Origin of the sequence: Pseudomonas abieticivorans, assembly GCF_023509015.1 — a bacterium.
In the GTDB taxonomy this organism is placed as follows: domain Bacteria; phylum Pseudomonadota; class Gammaproteobacteria; order Pseudomonadales; family Pseudomonadaceae; genus Aquipseudomonas; species Aquipseudomonas abieticivorans.
In genome coordinates this window covers 1,617,501-1,642,928 of the sequence record NZ_CP094975.1, presented here as the reverse complement: position 1 = coordinate 1,642,928, position 25,428 = coordinate 1,617,501, and the positions used below count along the sequence as shown (strand labels likewise).

Annotated in this window: 24 protein-coding genes (1 of these 24 cut by a window edge); 14 read left to right on the top strand and 10 right to left on the bottom strand. The window is 61.1% G+C overall.

Annotated elements, in window-relative coordinates:
* Positions 1-17: 17 nt before the first annotated feature.
* The 4 genes from L9B60_RS07465 to dksA all read right to left on the bottom strand — a co-directional run bounded on the left by L9B60_RS07465 (position 18) and on the right by dksA (position 4,658).
* Positions 18-2,966 (bottom strand): sensor histidine kinase, encoded by a 2,949-nt coding sequence (locus tag L9B60_RS07465; protein ID WP_249677706.1) that lies wholly within the window; start codon positions 2,964-2,966, stop codon positions 18-20.
* Positions 2,950-3,126, bottom strand: a complete 177-nt coding sequence (locus L9B60_RS07460) for a hypothetical protein (protein WP_003250005.1) — start codon at positions 3,124-3,126, stop codon at positions 2,950-2,952. The genes L9B60_RS07465 and L9B60_RS07460 overlap by 17 nt, the downstream gene beginning before the upstream one ends.
* A 125-nt stretch (positions 3,127-3,251) precedes the next feature.
* Positions 3,252-4,136, bottom strand: a complete 885-nt coding sequence (gene gluQRS / locus L9B60_RS07455) for a tRNA glutamyl-Q(34) synthetase GluQRS (RefSeq protein ID WP_249677704.1) — start codon at positions 4,134-4,136, stop codon at positions 3,252-3,254.
* Positions 4,137-4,211: 75 nt separating this feature from the next.
* Positions 4,212-4,658 (bottom strand): RNA polymerase-binding protein DksA, encoded by a 447-nt coding sequence (dksA, locus tag L9B60_RS07450; protein ID WP_249677702.1) that lies wholly within the window; start codon positions 4,656-4,658, stop codon positions 4,212-4,214.
* A gap of 232 nt (positions 4,659-4,890) precedes the next feature.
* On the opposite strand from dksA, the gene L9B60_RS07445 reads away from it, so the two are divergent.
* Complete coding sequence (locus L9B60_RS07445) at positions 4,891-6,063, top strand: pyridoxal phosphate-dependent aminotransferase (protein WP_249677699.1); 1,173 nt, start codon at positions 4,891-4,893, stop codon at positions 6,061-6,063.
* Entirely contained in the window at positions 6,063-6,773 is a 711-nt protein-coding gene (sfsA, locus tag L9B60_RS07440; protein WP_249677698.1) for a DNA/RNA nuclease SfsA, read from the top strand. Before L9B60_RS07445 ends, sfsA begins: the two co-directional genes overlap by 1 nt.
* Here the strand turns inward: sfsA and L9B60_RS07435 are convergent.
* Positions 6,766-7,083, bottom strand: a complete 318-nt coding sequence (locus tag L9B60_RS07435; protein ID WP_249677697.1) for a Rieske (2Fe-2S) protein — start codon at positions 7,081-7,083, stop codon at positions 6,766-6,768. The two genes, sfsA and L9B60_RS07435, sit on opposite strands and share 8 nt — an antisense overlap.
* Before the next feature lie 110 nt (positions 7,084-7,193).
* Between L9B60_RS07435 and L9B60_RS07430 the strand changes: the two genes are divergently transcribed.
* Genes L9B60_RS07430 through L9B60_RS07420 form a run of 3 tightly spaced genes read left to right on the top strand, consistent with a single transcriptional unit; the run spans position 7,194 to position 9,873 of the window.
* Positions 7,194-8,072: a heme/hemin ABC transporter substrate-binding protein gene (locus L9B60_RS07430; RefSeq protein WP_249677695.1), complete on the top strand. Its 879-nt coding sequence runs from the start codon at positions 7,194-7,196 to the stop codon at positions 8,070-8,072.
* 8 nt (positions 8,073-8,080) lie between these two features.
* Positions 8,081-9,106: a FecCD family ABC transporter permease gene (locus L9B60_RS07425; protein WP_438866076.1), complete on the top strand. Its 1,026-nt coding sequence runs from the start codon at positions 8,081-8,083 to the stop codon at positions 9,104-9,106.
* The gene (locus L9B60_RS07420) at positions 9,106-9,873 is read left to right on the top strand and encodes a heme ABC transporter ATP-binding protein (RefSeq protein ID WP_249677691.1); all 768 of its coding nucleotides are present in this window, start codon (positions 9,106-9,108) and stop codon (positions 9,871-9,873) included. The genes L9B60_RS07425 and L9B60_RS07420 overlap by 1 nt, the downstream gene beginning before the upstream one ends.
* A 185-nt stretch (positions 9,874-10,058) precedes the next feature.
* Here the strand turns inward: L9B60_RS07420 and L9B60_RS07415 are convergent, their stop codons facing one another.
* Together L9B60_RS07415 and L9B60_RS07410 are read right to left on the bottom strand one after the other, a co-directional pair.
* Complete coding sequence (locus L9B60_RS07415) at positions 10,059-10,853, bottom strand: Crp/Fnr family transcriptional regulator (protein ID WP_249677689.1); 795 nt, start codon at positions 10,851-10,853, stop codon at positions 10,059-10,061.
* Between the two features lie 43 nt (positions 10,854-10,896).
* Positions 10,897-11,169 carry a TfoX/Sxy family protein gene (locus L9B60_RS07410; RefSeq protein ID WP_249677686.1) on the bottom strand — a complete coding sequence of 91 codons (273 nt, stop codon included), beginning with the start codon at positions 11,167-11,169 and terminating at the stop codon, positions 10,897-10,899.
* Between the two features lie 1,190 nt (positions 11,170-12,359).
* On the opposite strand from L9B60_RS07410, the gene L9B60_RS07405 reads away from it, so the two are divergent.
* A complete protein-coding gene (locus L9B60_RS07405) occupies positions 12,360-13,289 on the top strand; it encodes an IS110 family RNA-guided transposase (protein ID WP_249677685.1) in 930 nt (309 codons plus the stop codon).
* Between the two features lie 349 nt (positions 13,290-13,638).
* Here L9B60_RS07405 and L9B60_RS07400 read toward each other — a convergent pair whose 3' ends face one another.
* Complete coding sequence (locus L9B60_RS07400; RefSeq protein ID WP_249677683.1) at positions 13,639-13,983, bottom strand: pentapeptide repeat-containing protein; 345 nt, start codon at positions 13,981-13,983, stop codon at positions 13,639-13,641.
* 97 nt (positions 13,984-14,080) lie between these two features.
* A complete protein-coding gene (locus L9B60_RS07395) occupies positions 14,081-15,640 on the bottom strand; it encodes a bifunctional aminoglycoside phosphotransferase/ATP-binding protein (protein WP_249677681.1) in 1,560 nt (519 codons plus the stop codon).
* A 140-nt stretch (positions 15,641-15,780) separates the two neighbouring features.
* Between L9B60_RS07395 and mrcB the strand changes: the two genes are divergently transcribed.
* From mrcB to L9B60_RS07380, 3 genes are read left to right on the top strand one after another with little or no spacing between them, the layout of a single operon-like run.
* Positions 15,781-18,102, top strand: a complete 2,322-nt coding sequence (gene mrcB / locus L9B60_RS07390) for a penicillin-binding protein 1B (RefSeq protein ID WP_249677678.1) — start codon at positions 15,781-15,783, stop codon at positions 18,100-18,102.
* A gap of 34 nt (positions 18,103-18,136) precedes the next feature.
* Positions 18,137-18,901 (top strand): tetratricopeptide repeat protein, encoded by a 765-nt coding sequence (locus L9B60_RS07385; RefSeq protein WP_283780579.1) that lies wholly within the window; start codon positions 18,137-18,139, stop codon positions 18,899-18,901.
* Positions 18,901-19,230 (top strand): YqcC family protein, encoded by a 330-nt coding sequence (locus tag L9B60_RS07380; protein WP_249677676.1) that lies wholly within the window; start codon positions 18,901-18,903, stop codon positions 19,228-19,230. Before L9B60_RS07385 ends, L9B60_RS07380 begins: the two co-directional genes overlap by 1 nt.
* Before the next feature lie 49 nt (positions 19,231-19,279).
* On the opposite strand, the gene L9B60_RS07375 is transcribed toward L9B60_RS07380, so the two are convergent.
* On the bottom strand, positions 19,280-19,714 hold the full coding sequence (locus L9B60_RS07375; RefSeq protein WP_249677674.1) for a DUF4124 domain-containing protein: 435 nt from the start codon (positions 19,712-19,714) through the stop codon (positions 19,280-19,282).
* 403 nt (positions 19,715-20,117) lie between these two features.
* Here L9B60_RS07375 and L9B60_RS07370 point away from each other — a divergent pair, with 403 nt between their 5' ends.
* The 5 genes from L9B60_RS07370 to msrP all read left to right on the top strand — a co-directional run.
* Positions 20,118-21,842, top strand: coding sequence for an acetolactate synthase 3 large subunit (locus tag L9B60_RS07370; protein WP_249677671.1), 1,725 nt, complete (start codon positions 20,118-20,120; stop codon positions 21,840-21,842).
* A 2-nt stretch (positions 21,843-21,844) separates the two neighbouring features.
* Positions 21,845-22,336, top strand: coding sequence for an acetolactate synthase small subunit (gene ilvN, locus L9B60_RS07365; protein ID WP_249677670.1), 492 nt, complete (start codon positions 21,845-21,847; stop codon positions 22,334-22,336).
* Positions 22,337-22,384: 48 nt separating this feature from the next.
* Entirely contained in the window at positions 22,385-23,401 is a 1,017-nt protein-coding gene (ilvC, locus tag L9B60_RS07360) for a ketol-acid reductoisomerase (RefSeq protein WP_249677668.1), read from the top strand.
* A 146-nt stretch (positions 23,402-23,547) separates the two neighbouring features.
* Positions 23,548-24,405 (top strand): CDP-diacylglycerol--serine O-phosphatidyltransferase, encoded by an 858-nt coding sequence (gene pssA, locus L9B60_RS07355; protein ID WP_249677666.1) that lies wholly within the window; start codon positions 23,548-23,550, stop codon positions 24,403-24,405.
* A gap of 65 nt (positions 24,406-24,470) precedes the next feature.
* Positions 24,471-25,428 carry the 5' portion of a protein-methionine-sulfoxide reductase catalytic subunit MsrP gene (msrP, locus tag L9B60_RS07350; protein WP_249677664.1) on the top strand. 56 nt of this gene lie beyond the right edge of the window, so only the first 958 of its 1,014 coding nucleotides appear in the window; it begins with the start codon at positions 24,471-24,473; the stop codon falls past the right edge of the window.

The following is a 25,428-nucleotide window of genomic DNA, read 5'->3' as shown; positions in this document are numbered from 1 at the left end:
CAATTCTCTCGACGGTCTCAGTTCACAGCGGACGTCGCTTCGACATGGCGCGGCAAGGTCACCCGGATACGGGTGCCGCGCTGGCTTTTTACATCAGCCGGGCTGTCGATGGTGATCTGTCCATAATGCTCTTCAACGATGGAATAGACCAGAGCGAGCCCCAGTCCGGTCCCTTCGCCTGGTTCTTTGGTGGTGAAGAAGGGTTCGAATAAACGGTCCATGATGTTTTTCGGAATACCACTGCCTTCATCTTCGACGATCAGATCGACCGTATGTTCGCTGGCTTCGCTTTTGACCCGCACAGCGCTGCCGGGCGGGGAGGCGTCGCGGGCATTGGACAGCAGGTTGATCAGCACTTGCGCCAGGCGCTGCGGATCACCTTCGGCCCAGTGATCGGGGTCGCACAGGTTGAAAAATTGCACCTCGAAGTTGCGCCGGTTCAGCGCCAGCAGGCCGATGGCGTCCTGCGCGACTTCGGCCAGGCTCACCGGTTCGTCGCTGTGCTGGTGGCTGCCGGCGTGGGCGAAGCTCATCAGCGATTGCACGATGCGCGACACCCGCTTGGTCTGTTCGAGGATCTGGCTGCTGAGCTCGGTGATCTCGCCGTCGTCTTCGCGCTCCTCGCGCAGGTTTTGCGCCAGGCAGGCGATGCCGGTAATCGGGTTGCCAATCTCGTGGGCCACCCCGGCAGCCAGCCGGCCGATACTGGCCAGGCGCTCGGAGTGCACCAGTTTGTCTTCCAGCATCTGCGTGTCGGTGAGGTCTTCGACCAGCACCACCAGGCCGCTGTTGCCCGGCGCCAAGGGTTCATCGATGGCTGCCTTGTGCAGGTTCAGCCAGCGGGTTTGGCCATCCAGGGCCAGGCGCTGCTTGTGCAAATGCTCGTCGGGCAAGGTCACGAAACCCAGCAGCAGGCCGCGCCAGGGTTCGCCAATGGTCACCAGGCGCGAGCCCACCACGCGCTGCGCAGGGATGCCGGTCAGTTCTTCCATGGCCTTGTTCCACATCAGGATCTCCTGGTCCTTGGCCAGGGAGCACACGCCCATGGGCAGTTCCTGCAGGGTCTGGCGGTGGTAGCGGCGCAGGGCGTCGAGCTCGGCGGCAAGGCCGGTCAAGCGCGAGTGGTAATCCTCGAGGCGGCTTTCGATGAAGTGAATGTCTTCGGTGACGTAGTTTTCGCTGCCGGACTTGTACGGCAAAAACGTCTCGACCATGTCTTGTGCGACGCTGGGGCCCATCAGGCCGGACAGGTTGGCCTCGATGCGGTCGCGCAGCCGGCGCAGGGCATAGGGCCTGCGCTCGTCGAAGGGCAGGTAGAGGTCACGCAGCGCCTGCTCCACTTCTTTTTGCGCGGCCTTGGCGCCCAGCGGCTTGGCCAGTTGCGTGGCGAACTCCTGGGGCGAGGCGGCGTGCAGTTCGCGGCGTTGCGGGCGGCGCACGTTGTCCACGGCGCAAGCCTCGGCGGCGCTGGCTTCTTCGGTGCTGATGTTGGTGAACAGCGAGATCAGGGTGAACATCAGCACGTTGGCCGCCAGCGACGCGATGGCCGCCATGTGCCAACTGGTGTCGTCCATCACGTAGATCATGTCGAAGAAGGGGATGTAGAAGCCTTGGATATTGCCGATCAGTGGCAGCAGCATGGTGAAAAGCCACACCACGATACCGGCCAGCAATCCGGCAATGAAGCCTCGGCGGTTGGCGGCCGGCCAGTACAGTACTGACAGCACGCCGGGCAGGAACTGCAGGGTGGCGACGAAGGCGACGATGCCCAGGTCAGCCAGATCTTGCTTGGCCCCCAGCAATAGGTAGAAGCCATAGCCGGCCATGATGATCGCGACGATCAGCGCGCGGCGGGTCCACTTCAGCCAGCGGTAGATGTTGCCCTCGGCCGGCGGCTGGTACAGCGGCAGCACCAAGTGGTTGAGCGACATGCCCGACAACGCCAGGGTGGTGACAATGATCAGCCCGCTGGAGGCCGACAGCCCGCCCACGTAGGCGATCAACGCCAGCGCCGGGCTGTTTGCGGCGATGCCGATCCCCAGGGTGAAGTACTCCGGTGGCGTGGTCACGTTCAGCTTCAGGCCCGCCCAGAGAATCAGCGGCACCGCCAGGCTCATCAGCAACAACACCAGCGGCAGGCCCCAACTGGCGCTGACCAGCCCGCGTGGGTTGAGGTTTTCGGTGAACACCATGTGGTACATGTGCGGCATCACGATGGCCGAGGCAAAAAATACCAGCAGCAGCGTGCGCCATGGGCCTTCCTGCAGGGAGGTGTGTATCAGAGCCATCTGGTTTTGCACCAGCCACAGTTCCAGCTGGTGCGGGCCATCGAACACCCCGTACAGGGCATACAGGCCGATGGCGCCCAGGGCGACCAGCTTGATCACCGACTCAAAGGCAATGGCGAACACCAGGCCTTCGTGCTTTTCGCGGGTGGCAATGTGGCGTGAACCAAAGAAGATGGTGAACAGCGTGATCAGCGCGCAAAAGCCCAGCGCCACGCGGTTTTGCACCGGCTCGCCAGTGAGGATGCCGATGGAGTCGGCCACCGCCTGGATCTGCAGGGCCAGCAGCGGCAGCACGCCGATCAGCATGAAAATAGTCGTCAGCGCGCCGGCCCAGGTGCTGCGAAAGCGGAAGGCGAACAGGTCGGCCAGGGACGACAGCTGGTAGGTACGGGTTATTTTCAGGATGGGGTAGAGCAGCACCGGCGCCAGCAAAAAGGCCCCCGATACCCCCAGGTAGCAGGCCAGGAAGCCGTAGCCATACTGGTACGCCAGGCCCACGGTGCCATAGAACGCCCAGGCGCTGGCGTATACGCCCAGCGACAAGGTGTAGGTGATGGGGTGGCGAATGATTGCCCGCGGGATCATCCCGCGCTCGCTGATCCAGGCAACGCCAAACAGCACCAGCAGGTAGGCGGTGCTGATCAGCAGCATCTGGGTGAGGCTAAAGCTCATCGGCATCGCGCTGGCTCTGAAGAATGAAGGTGACCACGATCAGGATCAGCCACAGCAGATAGGGTCGGTACCACGCGCCCGTCGGCTCGATCCACCAGTCCATGATGGCTGGGGAGAACAGGTAGATACCGACTACCAGCAACAGGACCAAACGGTAGATATACATGCCGGCCTCTCGAGTGGATGGACGTCAAACCCCAGGGTGCTCGACTTGTTATTGTAGTGTGGGCAAAAAAGGTGCGGCGATGGTAACGCAAGCTAGGTAGAACGCAACTGGGATTGCCTGCGTTGCTACAATGTGGCCTCGGGCAGGCTGGGTACTTTGGCGATCAGGTCGCTGTCCCAGTGGGCAATGCCCCATCTCAGTACCTCGGCAGGCGTCGCCTGCGCCAACCCGGTGGGCACTGGCTGCCCTAGTGCCCGCAATGCCCGCACCAGCAGCGGCGCGGCCTCGTGGGGCTGCAGGGGCGGCGAACGATAACTCTTGCCCAGTTTGTGCCCGTCCGGCTGGGTGATCAATGGCACATGCAGGTAGCGTGGCTGTTTCAACCCCAGCAATTCCTGCAGGTACAGGTGCCGCGGGGTCGAGTCCAGCAGGTCGGCGCCGCGTACCACATCGCTCACCCCTTGCCAGGCATCGTCCAGCACCACGGCCAGTTGATAGGCGTACAGGCCATCACGACGGCGGATCACGAAATCGCCGCACTCGCGCCCCAGGTGCTGCTCGAAGCGGCCCTGAACCCGGTCGATAAAGTGGTAGCTGAGTTCCGGCACCCGCACGCGAATGGCGGCATCGCCCGGGCCATGGCCCAGGTTGCGACACACGCCTGGGTAGATGCCGTTGAACGGTTCCAACTGCTTGCGCGAACAGGTGCAGGCGTAGGCCAGGCCATGGTTGAACAACTGGTCGATGACCTGAGCGTAGGCGTCGTGGCGCAGGCTTTGGTACACCACCTCACCGTCCCACTCCAGGCCGTAGCTCTCCAGGGTGTGCAGGATCGCCGCCTGGGCCCCGGGCATCTCCCGGGGTGGGTCCAGGTCTTCCATGCGCAACAGCCAGCGGCCACCCACTGCGCGGGCGTCAAGGTAGGAGGCGAGCGCTGCAACCAGCGAACCGAAATGCAGGAAACCACTGGGCGTCGGTGCGAAGCGACCGATGTAGGCGGGGTTATTCATGATAGTAGGTTACTGGAAAGCGGCAAGGGGGGGCGGCGAACCGAGGGCGTGGAGAACGCCCTCTGCTTCAACAAGTCATTTGCCGACTTGTTTTTCCTTGATTTCAGCAAGGGTTTTGCAATCTACGCACAGGTCGGCGGTAGGGCGTGCTTCCAGGCGACGGATACCGATTTCAACGCCGCAGGACTCGCACCAGCCGTATTCTTCGTCGGTGATCAGTTGCAGGGTCTTGTCGATTTTCTTGATCAGCTTGCGCTCGCGGTCGCGGGCACGCAGTTCCAGGGCGAACTCTTCTTCCTGGCTGGCCCGATCGGCTGGATCGGGGAAGTTGGCTGCTTCATCCTTCATATGGTCAACAGTCTTGTCGACGCCGACCATCAGCTCCATCTTCCATTTCTGCAGGATTTTGGTGAAGTGCTCACGCATGGGTTTACCCATGTACTCCTCACCAGGAGCTGCAACGTAAGGCTCAAAGCCACTTTCCAGTGTTTGGGTAGATGCTTGCTTTTCTTTGGTGGACATTGGTTGACCGCCTCTCGCTCTTCTAATCCATTGCGCAGGATGCTCCATCTCCGACACCCGCCGGCCCTGCGACTGCAAGCCGGCGAACTTAGCAGATCAAATCGGACCGCGCTACTCCCGGTTGTCGAGCCTGTCGCAGATGGGTATACAACAGTTCGACCGGGCGTTTACCGACACGTTCGCCGTTTGTGTTCGGTAGAATGGTTATTTTACACCCAAATGAAGGATGAAAATGGCTCAGCCCTACAGTGCGCGCAGTCGCGCCATCGAACCTTTTCATGTCATGGCGCTGTTGGCCCGCGCCAACGAATTGCAGGCGGCGGGGAACGATGTCATCCACCTGGAGATCGGCGAGCCGGACTTCACCACCGCCGAGCCGATTATCAAGGCTGGCCAAGCGGCGCTGGCCGGCGGGCACACCCGCTATACCGCCGCGCGCGGTGTTCCGGCACTGCGGGAGGCCATTTCGGGCTTTTACGAGCAGCGCTACGGGTTGAATATTTCCCCGGAACGCATCCTGATCACCCCGGGCGGCTCGGGCGCGCTGCTGTTGGCCAGCAGCCTTTTGGTCGACCCTGGCAAGCACTGGTTGCTGGCCGACCCGGGCTACCCGTGCAATCGACATTTCCTGCGCCTGGTGGAAGGTGCGGCGCAGTTGGTGCCGGTGGGCCCGGACGTCCGTTATCAATTGAACGCCGACCTGGTGGCACGCCATTGGGACCAGGACAGTGTGGGTGCGCTGGTAGCCTCGCCAGCCAACCCCACCGGCACGCTGCTAAGCCGTGATGAGTTGGCCGCGTTGTCGACGGCGGTCAAAGAGCGCAATGGTCACTTGGTGGTGGACGAGATCTACCACGGCCTGACTTACGGCACGGATGCGGCCAGCGTGCTGGAAGTGGATGACGAGGCGTTCGTGCTGAATAGTTTTTCCAAATATTTCGGCATGACCGGTTGGCGCCTGGGCTGGCTGGTGGCACCGCCGCAAGCGGTGCCGGAGCTTGAGAAACTGGCGCAAAACCTCTACATCAGTGCGCCGAGCATGGCGCAACAAGCGGCGTTGGCCTGCTTTGAGCCAGAAACACTGGCCATATTGGAGGAGCGCCGCGCCGAGTTTGGCCGGCGCCGCGATTTTCTGCTGCCGGCGCTGCGCGAGCTGGGCTTTGGCATTGCCGTGGAGCCTGAAGGGGCGTTCTACCTGTACGCCGATATCAGCGCCTTTGGCGGCGATGCCTTTGCGTTCTGCCAGCACTTTCTGGAAACCGAACACGTGGCGATCACCCCCGGGCTGGATTTTGGCCGTCACCAGGCTGGCCACCATGTGCGGTTTGCCTACACCCAGAGCCTGCCGCGCCTGCAACAGGCGGTGGAGCGCATTGCCCGTGGGCTGCGGAGCTGGCAAGGCTGATGCATTTCAATCCTCCACTTGAAGAAGGGCGGCTACTGCGCCGCTACAAGCGCTTCCTGGCCGATATCGAAACCAGCACTGGCGAGCAGATCACCATCCACTGCCCCAATACCGGCTCCATGTTCAATTGCATGGTGGAGGGCGGGCAGGTGTGGTTCAGCCGCTCCAGCGACCCCAAGCGCAAACTGCCGGGCACCTGGGAAATCAGCGAAACACCCCAAGGCCGCCTGGCCTGCGTGAATACCGCGCGGGCTAATCCACTGGTGGAGGAGGCCCTGCGTGCCGGCGTGATCAGCGAACTCAATGGCTTTACCGGGCTCAAGCGCGAAGTGCCCTACGGCGAGGAGCGCAGCCGCATCGACTTTCGCCTGGAATACCCCGATGGCTTTGCCTACGTCGAGGTCAAAAGCGTGACCCTGGGGTTTGACGGCACGGCCGTGGCCGCCTTCCCCGATGCGGTCACCCAGCGCGGTGCCAAGCACCTGCGCGAACTGGCCAGCCTTGCGCGCCAGGGCGTGCGGGCGGTGCAGTTGTACTGCGTGAACCTGAGCGGCATCGACGGCGTGCGCCCGGCCGAAGAAATCGACCGGGCCTACGCCGATGCCTTGCGCGCCGCCGTGGCCGAAGGCGTCGAGGTACTTGCCTACGGGGTGTACCTGGACCACGAGCAGGTGTACATCGACCGGCCGCTGCCGGTGCGGCTCAGCTAAGCAGCCAGATGCCGCGCGTATCTTCGCGGCACTCCAGGCTTTCCAGGGCCTGGCCCTCGCATGGCCCGGCCACGCAATCACCACTTTCGATCAGGAACAGTGCGCCATGGTGGGCGCACTGGATCAGGCTGGCGCTGGCATCCAGGAAGGCGTCGGGCGCCCATTCCAGGGCAATGCCGCGGTGCGGGCAACGGTTGCGGTAGGCGTAGACCTGGCCTTCGCGGCGCACCAGGAAAATGTTTGCCCCCGCGACTTCAAAACCACGGCTTTGTGCTTCGCTCAACGTTGCGCTTTCACACAACCAATGCATTCGTTTCTCCAGTGTTTACTGCATGTAACAAGGGCGGGCTTGACGGCTAAATGCAAACAATTATCAAATGGTTCGCTGCTGCCATCCACTTCACCAGAGGGAATTATCTCATGCGCTTGAGCGCCAGGGCCGTATTGTTTGCCGGATTGCTCGTTCACCCCTGGCTATCTGCCGCCGAGGCGCCGCTGCCCCAGCATTGGGTCAGTGCCGGCGGGGCGCTGACTGAATGGGTGGTGGCCATGGGCGGTGAAAGCAAACTGGTGGGGGTCGACACCACCAGCCAGCACCCCGACAGCGTCAAGGCCATGAAGAGCATCGGCTACCAGCGTCAGCTATCGGCCGAGGGCATTCTCAGTTTGCAACCGGACCTGCTCATCGGCACCGAAGAGATGGGCCCGCCGGCGGTGCTGGCGCAAATTCGCGAGGCCAAGGTGCGGGTCGAGATGTTCTCCAGCGAGCCGCAATTGCCGGCCTTGCAAGGCAACCTGCTGCACTTGGGGCGGCTGTTGGGCGACGAGGCCCAGGCGGGCAAACTGTTCGACCAGTTCCAGCAGCAACTGGCCGTGCACAAGGCCTGGGTGGACGCCGCGCAAAAAAGCCAGGCGGCGCCCGGCGTGCTGCTGTTGCTGGGGCATGCCGGTGGCAAACCCTTGGTGGCCGGGCAGGACACGGCGGCCGATTGGCTGATCACTCAGGCAGGCGGGCACAACCTGGCCACCAGCACGGGCTACAAGAACTTTTCGGCGGAGGTGCTGGCGGCGCTAGACCCACAGGTCATCGTGTTTGCCGACCGAGCATTGAGCGGTGACGCCGCCTTGCAAGCCTTGATCAAGGAAAATCCGGCGTTGGCATCGACCCGTGCGGTGCGCGAAGGGCGGGTGGTGGAGCTTGATCCCACCCTGTTGGTCGGCGGCCTGGGGCCGCGCCTGCCCGACAGTCTGACGAAACTGGCCACGGCCTTTTACCCTGCGGCCAAGCCTGCCCAATGAAGCGGGTCATGGCACCCCGCACGCTATTTATCGGCCTGAGTGTTTTGTGCTTACTGTCGATCTGGCTGTCGTTGGCCTTGGGTCCGGTCAGCCTGCCATTGCTGGACACCTTGCGTGCCGCCTTGCATCTGCTGGGCTTGCCGGTGGACGGCAATGGCCTTGAGCAGGCGCAACTGATCCTTGGGCAAATCCGCCTGCCGCGCACGTTATTGGGTATGACCGTGGGGGCGGTGCTGGCGCTGTCAGGCGTGGCCATGCAAGGGCTGTTTCGCAACCCTCTGGCAGACCCAGGGCTGGTGGGCGTTTCCAGTGGTGCGGCGCTGGGCGCCGCGATTGCCATTGTGCTGGGCTCGTCGATGGGCGGCATCGCGCAGGGGTTCGAACCTTATCTGTTGTCTGCCTGTGCGTTTCTCGGTGGCCTGGGGGTGACGGCGCTGGTGTATCGCCTAGGCCGTCAGCAAGGGCAAACCAGTGTGGCGATCATGCTGTTGGCCGGTGTTGCGCTGACAGCCCTGGCCGGTTCTGCCGTAGGCCTTTTCACCTATTTGGCCGATGACGCCACCCTGCGCACCCTGACGTTCTGGAACCTGGGCAGCCTAAACGGCGCCAGCTACCAGCGTTTGTGGCCACTGTTGTTGATCGGCGCCGGGGTGGCGCTGTGGCTGCCGCGCCGGGCCAAGGCATTGAATGCCTTGTTGCTGGGCGAGTCTGAAGCGCGGCACCTTGGGGTGGATGTCGAGAAGCTCAAGCGCGAGTTGGTGTTTTGCACGGCGCTGGGCGTGGGTGCCTCCGTGGCGGCCGCCGGGTTGATCGGTTTTGTCGGTTTGGTGGTACCGCACCTGGTGCGGCTGCTGGCAGGTCCCGACCATCGGGTGCTGCTGCCCGCGTCGCTGCTGGCCGGTGCCAGCCTGTTGCTGTTTGCCGACCTTATAGCGCGCCTGGCGCTGGCGCCGGCAGAGTTGCCGATCGGTATTGTCACCGCGTTCCTGGGCGCCCCCTTCTTTCTCTGGTTGCTGCTGCGGGGGCGTCACTGATGCTGCGGGTCGAACAATTGCATATCGTGCGCGGCCAGGACGCCGTGTTGAGTGACATCACCCTGGCCCTGCAACCAGGGGAAGTGCTGGGCGTGCTGGGGCCAAATGGTGCCGGCAAGAGCACGTTGCTCAGTGCCATGTGCGGTGAACTACCGCCTAGCACCGGGCAGGTGTGGCTGGGCCAGCGCCCGCTGGCCCAGTGGCCGGGCAGCGAGCGTGCACGCAGCCTGGCGGTACTACCGCAAACCTCGACGCTGGGCTTTGCCTTTCCCGTTGAAGAGGTGGTGGGCATGGGCCGCCTGCCGCACCAGAGCGGCTTGCTGCGCGACGGCGAAATCATCGAGGCCGCCCTGCAGGCCGCCGATGCCGCCCACTTGCGGGGGCGCAGCTACCTGGCGCTGTCTGGCGGGGAGCGCCAGCGCGTGCACCTGGCACGGGTGCTGGCCCAACTGTGGCCGGGGGAGGCGGGCAGTACCTTGCTGCTGGATGAACCTACCTCGATGCTCGACCCTTTGCACCAGCACACCACCTTGCAAGCGGTACGCGCCTTTGCCGACCGTGGTGCAGCGGTATTGGTGATCCTCCATGACTTGAACTTGGCGGCGCGTTATTGCGACCGCATCTTGCTACTGGAGCAGGGGCGCGCCGCAGCCTTGGGCAGCCCTGCCGAAGTCTTGCAGCCCGCTACCCTGCAAGCTGTGTTCGGCCTTGAAGTGCTGGTGCAGATGCACCCCGAGCGCGGCCACCCGTTGATCATCGCGCGCTGAAACCAACAAAAAAAAGGCAAAAAAAGACCCGGCAAAACTGCCGGGTCAATAACCGTGATTAGCCTGATGAGGAGATAATCTGAGAGTCCGAACCAAGGGCCTTTCAAATCATCACTGATCTCGCGACCAGTTGTGATAATCATAACAATTCTCATTTAGATGTCAAGGCTTGCCGATGAGAATTTTCAATTGGCTGAAATAAGCCGAGTCACCTGCCGGTTCAGCGAGTCGATGCGCCGCGCCATGCTCTCGATCAAACTGTGGGCAATCCGGGGGTTGGTCTGGGTCAGGTTGAGGAACTGCTCCTTGGGTATCAGCATGATGGTGCACGGTTCGCTCGCGATGACCGTGGCGCTGCGCTTTTCGGCAGTGAACACCGCCATGGCGCCAAAAATCTCGTCCTTGGGCACGTCACCCACCTTGTGCCCGTCGACGAACGCTTCGGCATGGCCTTCGATGATCACGAACACGTGGTCGGCATTGTCGCCCTGGTTGATCAGGGTCTCACCGGCCGCGACATGCTTGAAGCCATTGCTGCTGCGAAACTCCGGTTGTTTGAGGCGGGTGATGGCGTCGCACAGCAGGGTGGTGTGGCCGGTGAGGTACTCCACCAGCAATTCTTGCGCGGGGGTGGATTGATTCAGGTGCGCCAATACCTCGCTTCGCGAGTAGGGCACCAGGCGCAATGGCCCTTCGCAGCTGTAATGGTAGGCGCAGGGCAGGGAATGGGCTTGCTGCAGGCCGACCAGGTCGCCTTCTTGCAGGTAGAACAGCGGTCGTTCGTTGACCCGCGCGTGCAACAGGCCGCTGTCGATCAGGTACAGGCATGTTTCATCGATATGGGGCGAAAGGTCGGCACACTGCTCAAGCTCGATCGCCTCGTCCAGCGGCGCCACCCCATGCAGCATCTGCGCAGCCAAGCCCTGCAGGCGGTTGACCCACGCATCGGCGTAGGCCGGTTGCTCCCCAAGTAAGTACATAAGCTAAGTCTCTTGACGGCCATGCGCGGCAGAGTGCGCGCGATTAGTTTTTATGGCGTGACGATATAGCGTCAAGTTGCTTATTCAAAGCTTCTTTGCGATCACTGGGGATATCGTTCCAGTGTACGTCCAGCAGCGCCCCTTCAATGGCGTACAGCAGCACTTTGGATGCACGGAAACCACGGGTCTTGACCGCTCGGTAGGCATCCACCGCCCCCAGGCGGCGCAGATCCGATGCACTATGAATGCCCACGGCGTGCAACCACTGCGCAGAAGTCTTGCCAAGGTTTTTCAAATGTTGAAGTTCATCGTTCATCAAGCCTCCTTGCGACGGCTGAACTCTTGGAGATTGCGTATCTGAAGGGGAGTGTAGCGGCACTTCGCAATTGCGCTCAGCGAGGCTGATCAGTTGCGCAGGGGCAGGGGTGCACACCCCTGTAGGAGCGGATTCATCCGCGAAAAGATCGCCGCGGTCCTACCGATCTATCGCGGTGGTTTCTTCGCGGATCAATCCGCTCCTACAGAAGACCGGGGGGCAATCAGCGGATATGTTGGCGCGCACGCCCCTGTAGGAGCGGATTCATCCGCGAAAAGATCGCCGCGGTTCTACCGATCTATCGCGGTGGTTTCTTCGCGGATGAATCCGCTCCTACAGAAGACCGGGGGCAATCAGCGGATACGTTGGCGCGCACGCCCCTGTAGGAGCGGATTGATCCGCGAAAAGATCGCCGCGGTTCTATCGATCTATCGCGGTGGTTTCTTCGCGGATGAATCCGCTCCTACAGAAGACCCGGGGGCAATCAGCGGATATGTTGGCGCGCACGCCTCTGTAGGAGCGGATTCATCCGCGAAAAGATCGCCGCGGTCCTACCGATCTATCGCGGTGGTTTCTTCGCGGATGAATCCGCTCCTACAGAAGACCGGGGGTAATCAGCGAATATGTTGGCGCGCACGCCCCTGTAGGAGCGGATTTATCCGCGAAAAGATCGCTGCGGTCCTACCGATCTATCGCGGTGGTTTCTTCGCGGATCAATCCGCTCCTACAGAAGACCGGGGGCAATCAGCGGATATGTTGGCGCGCACGCCCCTGTAGAGCGGATTTATCCGCGAAAAGATCGCTGCGGTCCTACCGATCTATCGCGGTGGTTTCTTCGCGGATGAATCCGCTCCTACAGAAGACCGCGGGGTAATCAGCGAATATGTTGGCGCGCACGCCCCTGTAGGAGCGGATTTATCCGCGAAAAGATCGCCGCGGTTCTACCGATCTATCGCGGTGGTTTCTTCGCGGATCAATCCGCTTGTATCTGCAGAGGTGGTTAGACTTTGAGGTGAGAGCGGTGAGTAGCAAGCTGTTAATCCGTTGTGCTTGAAGCACGTGTAGGAGCAAAGCTGCTACCCACCTCTTCACTCTGGCGATAAAGCCCGAACAGTTGAACGAGCACCACTCGAATACAAGCGTGGGCCACGCCAGAGCGCTCTCACTCACAAGTGTAGGAGGGTCTGGCCATGTTGTCTTGGATTGGGATCGACGTTGCAAAAGCTAGCCTTGAAATTGGGATCAAGCCTCAAGGCATCACTTTCACTACTTCAAACGACAACGAGGGCCTAGCCCAGCTAGAGACTTGTCTTGGCCAACTTGAGGTCGGGCGAATTTTAATGGAGGCGACCGGCGGATACGAAAAGCTGGCCCTGCGCACGCTTCAGAAGGCTGGTCACAACGCCGTTTGTATCAATCCTGTTCGGGCTCGCCAGTTCGCAGAGGCGATGGGCAAAAGAGCTAAAACGGACAAGATTGATGCAATGGTCTTAGCCGACTTCGCATCGAAAATCGACGATTGTCCTAGCCAGGCATCGACTCCGGAGCGCGATGAGCTCAGGGAGCTGGTCAAGCAGCGTGATCGGTTCGTCCAGCAGCGTGATGACAATAAGCGTCGGCTCAAGCAAGCCAACTCGGCGGTGGTCATCGCCAATTTCAACCAGCACATTAAGCACTTGCGCGAGTTGATCAAACAGCTGGACAAGGTAATCAAGCAAGCCACGAAAAGCGTGGACTCCGACAGAGCGAAGCAACTGATGTCGGTAAAAGGCGTCGGCCCTGTCACAGTGGCAAGCTTGCTGTGCTACTTGCCAGAGCTTGGCTCACTGGACCGACGTGAGATAGCGGCCCTGGTCGGTGTGGCGCCCTATAACAACGACAGCGGCAACCGCTCTGGGCCGCGAAGTATCTGGGGTGGCCGAGCAAAAATGCGACGAGTTCTATACATGGCGTGCTGGGCTGCCATCCTGAGCAACCCGGAATTCAAAATGCGCTATAGCACGTTATGCGCGCGCGGAAAGTGCTCTAAAGTCGCTGTAGTAGCCTGTATGCGAGTATTTATCGTGAGGCTCAACGCGATGGTCAGGGATGGCACGGCCTGGAAGGCACAAGCGGCATGAAAGACTTGATCGCACTGCAAAGCAAGGCTTTGCAGTGCGATCAAAATTTAAGGCGGAAGACAGTTGCTCCTACAGAAGACCGGGGGCAATCAGCGGATATGTTGGCGCGCACGCCCCTGTAGGAGCGGATTCATCCGCGAAAAGATCGCCGCGGTTCTACCGATCTATCGCGGTGGTTTCTTCGCGGATGAATCCGCTCCTACAGAAGACCGGGGGCAATCAGCGGATATGTTGGCGCGCACGCCCCTGTAGGAGCGGATTTATCCGCGAAAAGATCGCTGCGGTCCTACCGATCTATCGCGGTGGTTTCTTCGCGGATGAATCCGCTCCTACAGAAGACGGGGGGCAATCAGCGGGTGCGGTAGCGCAGGCGGGTACCGAAGTTGACGGACATGAGGATTTCATCGGCACTCAGTTCGGCGGGGAAATAAGCGCCGGAGATCTGTGCGTGGGCCAGGCTCGCGCCTTCCATTTGGGTGTTGCGCAGGTCCAGGCCGCGCAAGTCGGCGGTGCGGAAGTAGGCGTCGGTGAAGTCGATGCCATCGGTGTCGAGTTCGCGCAGGTCGATCCCACGGAAATCGCCGCCGCGAAAGTCGACAGGGCCATCGGTGGGGCGTTGCTGGTTGAAGCCGCGGATGTTTTCCTGGTGCACGAGGGCATATAGCGGCGAGTCGAGTTGCTTGGGCTGACTCATGATGGCGTTTCCTGTTGGAATTATGACGCCATTATAATGCCACTATTCTTCAGCCGTGAAGTGTCGACTACTTCACGGCTGAAGCATTTAGTAACGCTTACAGGCCTGGCAAGCGCTGGCGGATTTGCTCCACCAGTTTGTCCAGGCTGCCGCTTTCGTTGGTTTCAACGCGTTTGGTGTGCAGCGCCTCGTCTGCGGTCAGCGCATCGCGACCGGCTTGCTGCGCGGCGATGACTTCCAGGGTGGCGTCGGAAGGGTCCTGTTTTTCTGCCTGGCGTTGCGACAGCCAGCTGGCGATCACGGCGTCAGGTGCGTTGCAGTCCAGGATCAGGAACGGCACGCCGGTGGTTTCGGCGACGTTCGCGGCGGCCTGGCGCTGGTCCAGTTTCAGGTAGGTGGCGTCGATCACCACCGGGTACCCGGCACGCAATACCTTGGCAGCCAGTTCGTGCAGGTGGTTATAGGTAGTCACGCTGGCTTGTGCGCTGTAGATACCGCTTTGCAGCTCGTTGCTGCTATCAGTCTGCTCGCCCAGCAAGCGCTTGCGCTCCACGTCCGAACGCAGGCGCACGGCGCCCAGGGCTTCGACCATGCGCATGGCCACGTGGCTTTTGCCCACGGCCGACACGCCACTGGTAATGGCCAGGAAGCGCGAAGGGATGGCGCTGTAGCTTTCGGCCAGGTTGGCGTAGTTACGGTATTGGCGCAGGGAAGTGGCGCGCTGCACGCCATCGGCGTTGGCCGGCATGCTGAACAGGGCGATCTTGGCGCGCACCAGGGCACGGTAGGCCTTGTAGAAGTTCAGCACTTCCAGGCCCTGGTAGTCGCCGGTCAGCTCCAGGTATTGGCTGACGAAGCGCCGGGCAAGGCTCTTGAGGCCGCGGTCTTCCAAGTCCATGGCCAGGAAGCCGACATCGGCGTAGACGTCGGTGAAGCGGAACGGCTCGTTGAACTCGATGCAGTCGAAAATCACCACTTCGCCGTCGACCACGGTGGCATTGCCCAGGTGAATATCACCGTGGCATTCGCGGGTGTAACCCTGGGCCTTGCGCTCGATCAGCAGGGGCTTGAGGCGCTCGAAGCTGGCTTCGGCCCAGGCTTGCAGGGCGTCGACCTGGGCAAGGTCGGCCTTGTCGCTGAGGAACGGGCGGATCTGCTCGAAGTTCTGCAGCACCGGTGCCATGACCGCCTCGGGGGTGCCAGCGGGGTTTTCGGCCGGTACCTTGGGGGTTTCCAGGTGGAACAGGGCGATCTGGCTGGCCATGGCATCGATGTGGCCGTTGCCCAGTTCACCGTTGGCTTGCAGGGTGCTCAGCAGGCCGGCTTGCGGGAACTGGCGCATTTTCAGCACGTATTCGATGGCCGGGCCTTCACCGTTCAGTTGCGGTGCGTCGACAGTGCCGGTAATCGGCAACACTTCCAGGTACAAATCCTTGGTCAAGCGCTGGTTCAGGCGTAGCTCTTCCTTACAGAAATGCTCGCGTGAGGCCAGTTCGGAGAAGTCCAGGAAGCCGAAATTGACCGGCTTCTTGACCTTGTAGACATAGGTGCCGGTGAGCAGGACCCACGAGATGTGCGTCTCGATGAGCTGGAAACCATCCACGGGATGGTCGTAGAGGGCCGGGTTTTGCAGGGCGGCGATCAGTGATTGGCTCACGGGCGATCCTTCAGCAGGCGGTTAATTCGAGTCGGGCATTATGGCCGCTTGGGCCCTCTGTGCAAACAACCGATAAACGCTTGTCGTCCAACGATGGGGATGTCTGTCGACGGCCGCCAAAGTGCGTATAATCCGCCGCCATGACTCGTACCCGAACTTCCCGCACCCCTAAAAAACGCCCCTCCAGCACCCTGCGCACCTGGCTTGGCTGGGGGCTCAAGCTCAGCCTGGTAGGCCTTGTAGTGCTGGCCGGCTTTGCCGTTTACCTTGATGCCGTGGTGCAGGAGAAGTTCTCTGGCAAGCGCTGGACCATCCCGGCCAAGGTCTACGCCCGGCCGCTGGAGCTGTTCGTCGGGCAGAAGCTCAGCGAACCTGACTTCCTGACCGAACTCGACGCCTTGGGCTATCGCCGTATGCCGTCGGTCGACGGGCCGGGCACCGCGACGGTCAAAGGCACCACCGTGGACCTCAACACCCGCGGCTTCCAGTTCTATGAAGGCCTTGAGCAGGCGCAGCCGGTGCGTGTGCGCTTCAACGGCGATTACGTGGCCGAGTTGACCACCACTGCCGGTGCCAAATTGCCGGTGGTGCGCCTTGAACCTCTGCTGATTGGCGGGCTTTACCCGAAAAACCTCGAGGATCGCATCCTGATCAAGATCGATCAGGTGCCGCCGTACCTGCTCGATACGCTGACCACGGTCGAAGACCGCGACTTCTATCACCACTTCGGGGTGTCGCCCAAGTCCATCGTGCGGGCCTTCTGGGTCAACGCCTCGGCGGGGCAGATGCGTCAGGGCGGCAGTACGCTAACGCAACAGCTGGTCAAGAACTTCTACCTGACCAATGAACGCAGCTTGAGCCGCAAACTGACCGAAGCGATGATGGCGGTGCTGCTGGAGGTGCATTACAGCAAGCAGGAGATTCTCGAGGCGTACCTCAACGAGGTCTTCATCGGCCAGGACGGGCAGCGCGCGGTGCATGGCTTCGGCCTGGCCAGCCAGTTCTTCTTCAGCCAGCCGCTGGCCGAACTCAAGTTGCATCAGGTGGCATTGCTGGTGGGTATGGTCAAGGGGCCGTCCTACTACAACCCACGGCGTTACCCCGACCGCGCACTGGAACGGCGCAACCTGGTGCTGGACTTGCTGGCGCAGCAAGGCGTGGCCAGCCAGGAGGCGGTGGATGCGGCGAAGAAGATGCCACTGGGCGTGAGCAAGCTGGGCAGCCTGGCGGACAGTTCGTTCCCCGGCTTCCTGGACCTGGTCAAACGTCAGTTGCGTGAAGACTACCGCGACGAAGACTTGACCGAGGAAGGCCTGCGCATCTTCACCAGTTTCGACCCAATCCTGCAGATGAAGGCCGAAGCCAGCGTCACCGATACCTTCAAGCGCTTGTCGGGGCGCAAGGGCTCGGATGCGGTTGAGGCCGCCATGGTGGTCACCAACCCGGAAAGCGGCGAAGTGCAAGCCTTGGTCGGCAGCAAGATACCCGGCTATGCGGGCTTTAACCGGGCGTTGGATGCGGTGCGGCCGATCGGCTCGCTGGTCAAGCCATCGATCTACCTGACCGCCTTGGAAAAACCGGCGCAGTACACCCTGACCAGCTGGGTCAAGGATGAGCCCTTCCAGGTGAAGGGCGCCGACGGTCAGATCTGGAAACCCAAGAACTACGAAGGCAATGCCAACGGTACGATCTTCCTGTACCAAGGCCTGGCACATTCCTACAACCTGTCGAGCGCCCGCTTGGGCCTGGACCTGGGCGTGCCGAACGTCTTCAAAACGATTTCCAAGCTTGGCGTGGACGTCGATTGGCCGGCGTACCCCTCGATGCTGCTGGGTGCCGGTGGCATGTCGCCGATGCAAGTGGCGACCATGTACCAGACCCTGGCAAATGGCGGCTTCAACACGCCGATGCGCGGTATCCGCAGCGTGCTGACGGCTGAAGGCGAGCCGCTCAAGCGCTACCCGTTCCAGATCCAGCAGCGTTTCGACCCAGGCTCCATCTACCTGATCCAGAACGCGATGCAGCGGGTGATGCGCGAAGGTACCGGGCGCTCCGTGTACAACGTGCTGCCCAGCTCGTTGAACCTGGCAGGCAAGACCGGCACCAGTAACGATTCGCGCGACAGCTGGTTCGCAGGCTTCAGCCAGGATGTGCTGGCGGTGGTGTGGCTGGGCCGCGACGACAACGGCAAGACGCCGTTCACCGGTGCAACCGGTGCCCTGCAGATCTGGACCAGCTTCATGAAAAAAGCTGATCCGCTGCCGCTGGACACGCCGCAACCCGATAACGTGGTGCAGGCCTGGATCGACCCGCACACCGGGCAGGGCTCGGACGCGAGCTGCCCAGGTGCGGTGCAGATGCCGTATATTCGTGGCAGTGAACCCGCCGCGGGCGCCGCCTGCGGTGGTGGCCAGGCCCCTGCCGAAGGGGTGATGGATTGGGTCAAGGGCTGGCTGAACTGAGCACGCCCGATTGAATCATGTGAGAGGAATCGAATTGAACAAGTGGTGGTTTCCTGCTTTAACGGCCATGGCCCTGCTTAACGGCTGCTCCACGGTGCCCAGCGGTTCGATCCCGGTGGTGGACTCGGGCAGCCGCGTTTCCAACAGCGAGCGGGTGCAGGCCAATCGCGGCGCCTACGCTACCCAGCGCCAAGCGCCCCAGGCCGTGCCGCAAGACTCTGGCGTGACGGTCATGCCGCAAGGCGGTGGCGAGGCACCGATGACGTTCGCCGCACCGGCCAGCACCAGCGCGCCGATCAGCACCGGGCCGATTACCCCGGGCCCAACGAACTCGGCCCCGATCAGCACGTCCACGTACAACAGTGCGCCAGCGCCGGTCAGCAACTACAGCATGCCGCAAACCAGCAACAGCACCAGCCCTACCGGTATCCCGCGCAGTAACGCGGCCAGTGGCGGCCTGTCGGCTGACGAGCAGTTGGATGGCCCGGTATTGGCCTTGCTCACCACCGCCCAGCAACAGCAGGGCAGCGGTGACCTCAACGGTGCCTCATCGAGCCTGGAACGTGCCCAGCGCATCGCCCCGCGCGAGCCGCAAGTGCTTTATCGCCTGGCCCAGGTACGCCTGGCTCAAGGTGATGGCGCCCAGGCCGAGCAGTTTGCCCAGCGTGCGCTGACTTACGCCAACGGCCGCCCAGACCTGCAAAGCAGCTTGTGGACGACGATTGCCCAGGCCCGTGCCAAGCAAGGTGATACCCAAGGCGCGGCACTGGCCAAGCAAAAAGCAGCGAGTGGCGGTTGATGGACGCACGTTTTCCAATTTTGGCCGATCACCTGCTGCTGATCGAGCGTGAACTGCGCCTGCAGGGCTGGTGGAGCGAGGTGGCACCGAGTGCCGAGGATTTGGCCAGCGTCGAGCCCTTTGCGGTCGACACGATGGACTTTTCCCAGTGGCTGCAGTGGGTCTTCTTGCCGCGCATGAAGCAGATCCTCGAGTCCGACCTGCCGCTGCCCAATGCCTCCGGTATTTTGGCGATGGCTGAAATGGTCTATGCCAGCCAGGCTGAAAAAAGTCGCGGCCTGAGGGCGCTGCTGGCCCAGTTCGATGAGCTGATCACTCAGGCTGAATAACTGCAACTGCTCATAACCGTTGCCCTGGGGCGGCGGTTATGGGCAGGGGTTATTGGCAGTTCTCCGTAATCTTCTGCTGCATGTCAGTAATCTTCGCCTGCCGCTCTTCTTCGGTCAGGCGCCTGACTGCACCCTCGATGTTTTCCCGTACCCGCGGGTTGTTCTGCAGTTGCGCCATATTGGTTCGAATACCGTCGCAATAGCGCTGCATGCGGTCTTCCTGGTCTGCGACCTGTTGCTTGACCTGGGCATCGATTTCGCGCTGGCGCGCCTGGCCCTCCAGAGGGTTGGCTGGCTTGGCTACCGACGGCCTGGGTGCCGCGGGTGGTTTGCCGGTGTCGACGGTGGTTGTCGCTTGCCCGGTGGGCGGCTGGGCATCGAAGTGTGTCTGGCCCTGGGCGTCCACCCATTTGTAGATTTGAGCGCCCATGGCTGGCGCGAGAAGCATGACCCATAACCCGGCAGCCGCGAAAATTGATCGCATTTTATTTCCTTGAAGAACAACGCCATGGGGAAATTACCATAGGCGTGTACGACAAAACGCGATGTTCTGTCGCTTTGTGCACCAGATGAAGACGAAAAACGCACAGATGACTTGACTTGGAGCGGCTGAATAAGAAGAATCCAAAGTCCGCTGTAGGGGGACTGCCAGAAGCAGACCCCCTCAGCAGATCATGAGGCGCATACCCGCGCCGACCTGCTACACCCGCAACGCGTTACCTCGCGCTGGGTGGGAACCTCCCGCAACACTTTGGGGGCCGTCCCAATACTTGCTCAGTCAGTGCTGACGTACGTCGGCGACTACCGTCGCTCATGCTCTGCTGACAGTAAACCTATTAAGACCCGTTCCCATGGAGCGGTATTCTGGCGTTTTAGAGGTGAACAACGTGGAGCTTTTATCTGGCGCTGAGATGATCGTCCGCTTTTTGCGCGACGAGGGCGTTAAGCACATCTATGGGTACCCTGGTGGTGCTCTCCTGCATGTTTACGATGCCTTGTTCAAAGAACCGGAAGTGGAACACATCCTGGTTCGTCACGAGCAGGCCGCTACCCACATGGCTGACGGTTATGCCCGTGCCACCGGTAAAGCCGGTGTGGTACTGGTAACGTCCGGCCCGGGTGCGACCAACGCCATCACCGGTATTGCCACCGCCTACATGGACTCCATCCCTATGGTGATCCTGTCGGGCCAGGTGCCTAGCACCATGGTCGGCACCGATGCGTTCCAGGAAACCGACATGATCGGTATTTCCCGGCCGATCGTGAAGCACAGCTTCATGATCAAGCACGCATCGGAAATCCCGGAAGTGATGAAAAAGGCGTTCTACCTCGCGCAGTCCGGCCGTCCTGGCCCGGTCGTGGTCGATATCCCCAAGGACATGACCAACCCGGCTGAGAAGTTCGAATACGTCTTCCCGAAAAAAGCCAAGCTGCGCTCCTACAGCCCAGCCGTGCGTGGCCACTCGGGGCAAATCCGCAAGGCAGCCGAAATGCTGCTGGCGGCCAAGCGCCCGGTCATGTATGCCGGGGGTGGCGTTATCCTGGGCGGTGGTTCGGAGTCGTTGACCGAGCTTGCACAGATGCTGAACCTGCCGGTAACCAACACCTTGATGGGCCTTGGCGCCTATCCGGGCATGGACCGCCAGTTCGTCGGCATGCTGGGCATGCACGGCAGCTACACCGCCAACCTTGCCATGCACCACGCCGACGTGATTTTGGCCGTGGGTGCGCGTTTCGATGACCGTGTGATCAACGGCGCGGCGAAGTTCTGCCCCAACGCCAAGATCATCCACATCGACATCGACCCGGCCTCTATCTCCAAGACGATCAAGGCAGACGTGCCAATCGTTGGCCCGGTTGACAGCGTGCTGGCCGAGATGGTCGCGACCCTCAAGGACATCGGTGAAACCCCGAACAAAGAGACCGTTGCCAGTTGGTGGAAGCAGATTGAAGAGTGGCGCGGTGATCGCGGCCTGTTCCCTTATGAAAAAGGCGACGGTTCCAAGATCAAGCCACAGACCGTGATCGAAACCCTGTGCGAAGTCACCAAGGGCGACGCCTACGTCACCTCCGATGTGGGCCAGCATCAGATGTTCGCGGCGCAGTACTACAAGTTCAACAAGCCTAACCGCTGGATCAACTCCGGCGGCCTGGGCACCATGGGCTTTGGCTTCCCGGCCGCCATGGGCGTGAAGTTGAGCTTCCCGGATGCCCACGTTGCCTGCGTCACCGGCGAAGGCAGCATTCAGATGAACATCCAGGAACTGTCGACCTGCCTGCAGTACGACTTGCCCGTGAAGATCATCCTGCTCAACAACGGTGTACTGGGCATGGTTCGCCAGTGGCAAGACATGAGCTACGGTGCCCGTCACTCGCACTCCTACATGGAATCGCTGCCTGACTTCGTCAAGCTGGTCGAAGCCTACGGCCACGTCGGCATGCGCATCACGGATCTGAAAGATCTGAAGCCGAAGATGGAAGAGGCGTTCGCCATGAAGGACCGTCTGGTGTTCCTCGACATCCAGGTCGACGTCAGCGAGCACGTCTACCCGATGCAGATCAAAGACGGCTCGATGCGCGACATGTGGCTGAGCAAGACGGAGCGTACCTAATCATGCGGCACATTATTTCCTTGCTGTTGGAAAACGAACCAGGTGCATTGTCCCGTGTGGTCGGGCTGTTCTCGCAGCGCAACTACAACATCGAAAGCCTGACGGTTGCGCCAACCGAAGACCCGACACTGTCGCGCCTGACGTTGACCACCGTGGGCCACGATGAGGTGATCGAGCAGATCACCAAAAACCTCAACAAGTTGATCGAAGTGGTCAAGTTGGTCGACCTGTCGGAAAGCGCGCACATCGAACGTGAATTGATGTTGGTCAAGGTCAAGGCCACCGGCGCCCAGCGCGCCGAGATCAAGCGCACCACCGATATCTATCGTGGGCAGATCGTTGACGTCAGCAGTAGCGTTTATACCGTGCAACTGACAGGTACCAGCGACAAGCTGGACAGCTTCATTCAGTCTATAGGCACAGCCTCGATCCTCGAGACCGTGCGCAGCGGCGTCACCGGCATTGCCCGTGGCGACAAAGTTCTGAGCATCTAAACCAATTTAGCGTAGGGCCTGCGGGCCCGGATAACAGGGGTAATTTTCATGAAAGTTTACTACGACAAAGACTGCGACCTGTCCATCATCCAGGGCAAAAAAGTTGCCATCATCGGTTACGGCTCCCAGGGCCACGCTCAAGCGTGCAACCTGAAAGACTCCGGTGTTGACGTCACTGTCGGTCTGCGCAAAGGCTCGGCTACCGTTGCCAAGGCAGAAGCTCACGGCCTGAAAGTGGCTGACGTTGCTACCGCGGTTGCCGGTGCCGACCTGGTCATGATCCTGACCCCGGACGAGTTCCAATCCCAGCTGTACAAAACCGAAGTCGAGCCGAACATCAAGAAGGGCGCCACCCTGGCCTTCTCCCACGGTTTCGCAATTCACTACAACCAGGTCGTGCCACGCGCTGACCTGGACGTGATCATGATCGCGCCAAAAGCGCCAGGTCACACCGTGCGTACCGAGTTCGTCAAAGGCGGCGGTATCCCTGACCTGATCGCTATCTACCAGGACGCCTCGGGCAACGCCAAGAACGTCGCACTGTCTTACGCTTCGGGCGTGGGCGGCGGCCGCACCGGCATCATCGAAACCACCTTCAAGGACGAGACCGAAACCGACCTGTTCGGCGAACAAGCCGTTCTGTGCGGCGGTACCGTTGAACTGGTAAAAGCCGGTTTCGAAACCCTGGTTGAAGCTGGCTACGCGCCAGAAATGGCCTACTTCGAGTGCCTGCACGAACTGAAGCTGATCGTTGACCTCATGTACGAAGGCGGTATCGCCAACATGAACTACTCGATCTCCAACAACGCCGAATACGGCGAGTACGTGACCGGCCCGGAAGTCATCAACGCCGAATCCCGTCAGGCCATGCGCAACGCTCTGAAGCGCATCCAGGACGGCGAATACGCCAAGATGTTCATCAGCGAAGGCGCAACCGGCTACCCTTCGATGACCGCCAAGCGTCGTAACAACGCCGCCCACGGCATCGAAATCATCGGCGAGCAACTGCGCTCGATGATGCCTTGGATCGCAGCGAACAAAATCGTCGACAAAGCCAAGAACTGATCCTGGCTTGATGCGATGAAAACGCGGCTTCGGCCGCGTTTTTTCGTTTTGGGGGTCAGGTTCTGGTATAAAGCTGCAACGTTTGTTGGCGAACCCTCGTCGCAGACCTCTGTCGAAACTTTCCAAACCGTTGCAAGGTATTGTCCATGAGCGAACGTCCCGAAGAGCCGAACACGGCCTCTGACGCCGAAAGCCTGCTACCGATCGATGAACATGTCGAAGAAGGGCATGACGCTGAAGGGCGAAAAGTCCGGCATCGCGGCATCTATCTGCTGCCCAACCTCTTCACCACGGCAAACCTGTTTGCCGGGTTCTACTCGATCATCAATTCGATGAGCGCACAAAGCGAACTGGCAGCCGGCAACGCCAGTGAAGCGGCCAAGTACTTTTCGTTCGCCGCCATCGCCATTTTCGTCGCCATGGTGCTCGACGGCCTCGATGGCCGCGTGGCGCGCATGACCAACACTCAGAGTGCCTTTGGAGCCGAGTACGACTCGCTGTCCGACATGGTCGCGTTCGGCGTGGCCCCTGCGTTGCTGGCTTTTGGCTGGGCGCTGGGAGACATGGGCAAGGTCGGCTGGATGGTCGCGTTCATCTATGTCGCCGGTGCTGCGTTGCGCCTGGCGCGCTTCAACACCCAGGTGGGCACGGCTGACAAACGCTACTTCATCGGCCTGGCCAGCCCGGCTGCGGCTGGCGTGGTGGCCGGCACCGTGTGGGCCTTCAGCGATTACGGTATCCAGGGCTCCAAGATGTCCTTCCTGGTGGCCCTGCTGGTGGCTGCGGCCGGCATGCTGATGGTCAGCAACATCAAGTACAACAGCTTCAAGGAACTGGACCTCAAGGGGCGTGTGCCTTTCGTGGCCATCCTGGCGGTGGTGCTGGTGTTCGCCGTGGTATTCAGCGATCCACCGCGCATCCTGCTGCTGATCTTCCTCGGCTACGCGGCGTCGGGGCCGGTGCAATATTTGTTGCGCATGCGTCGGCACAAGAAGCCCGACTGATGTAGTTTTCTCGCGCGCTCCGTAGTCTACTGGTGCATCAGTTCACCAAAGGCTACGGAGTCGTCATGCTGATCAAGTTGCCTCGCGCGTCGGACCTTTCCGAGTCCGCCGTCACCCCTGAGCACCACTACCTTTCTCGTCGCAGGCTATTGGCCAGTTCGCTGGGCGCCCTGGCGGTTGGCAGCCTGCCGCAATGGGCCAGTGCCGCCGACCCTTCTCGCTACGCGGATGTCGATGCCGGCGCCGCTCCTGCCTGGTTCAAAGGCAAGTTACCGGCAACCCAGTGGCAGGCCATGACCGTGGAAGGGGAGGCGATTACCCCGTTCAAGGATGCGACCCACTACAACAACTTCTATGAGTTCGGTACCGACAAGGGCGACCCGGCGCAGAACGCTGGTGCCTTGAAGACCGAACCTTGGTCGGTCGTGATCGATGGTGAGGTCGGTAAGCCAGGGCGCTATGCGCTGGAGGACTTCATGCAGCCTTATCAGTTGCAGGAGCGTATCTACCGGCTGCGCTGCGTGGAGGCCTGGTCGATGGTGATCCCTTGGCTGGGCTTCCCGATTGCCGACTTGCTCAAGCGCGTAGAGCCTACCTCCAAAGCCAAATACATTCGCTTCGAAACCCTGAAAGACCCCAAGAGCATGCCCGGCCAGCGCTCCGACTTTGCCTTGATCAAATGGCCCTATGTGGAAGGGCTGCGGTTGGATGAGGCGATGAATCCTTTGGCGATCCTGGCGGTCGGCATGTACGGGCGCGAGTTGCCCAATCAGAACGGTGCGCCTTTGCGGCTGGTGGTGCCATGGAAGTACGGGTTCAAGAGTGTGAAGTCGATCGTGCGGATCAGCCTGGTGGCCGAGCAGCCGCAAACGACTTGGCAAGACATTGCGCCGGATGAGTACGGGTTCTACGCCAACGTCAACCCGACGGTGGACCACCCGCGCTGGACCCAGGCCCGCGAACGGCGCCTGCCCAGCGGGCTGTTCAGCCCCAATGTACGCGACACACAGATGTTCAATGGTT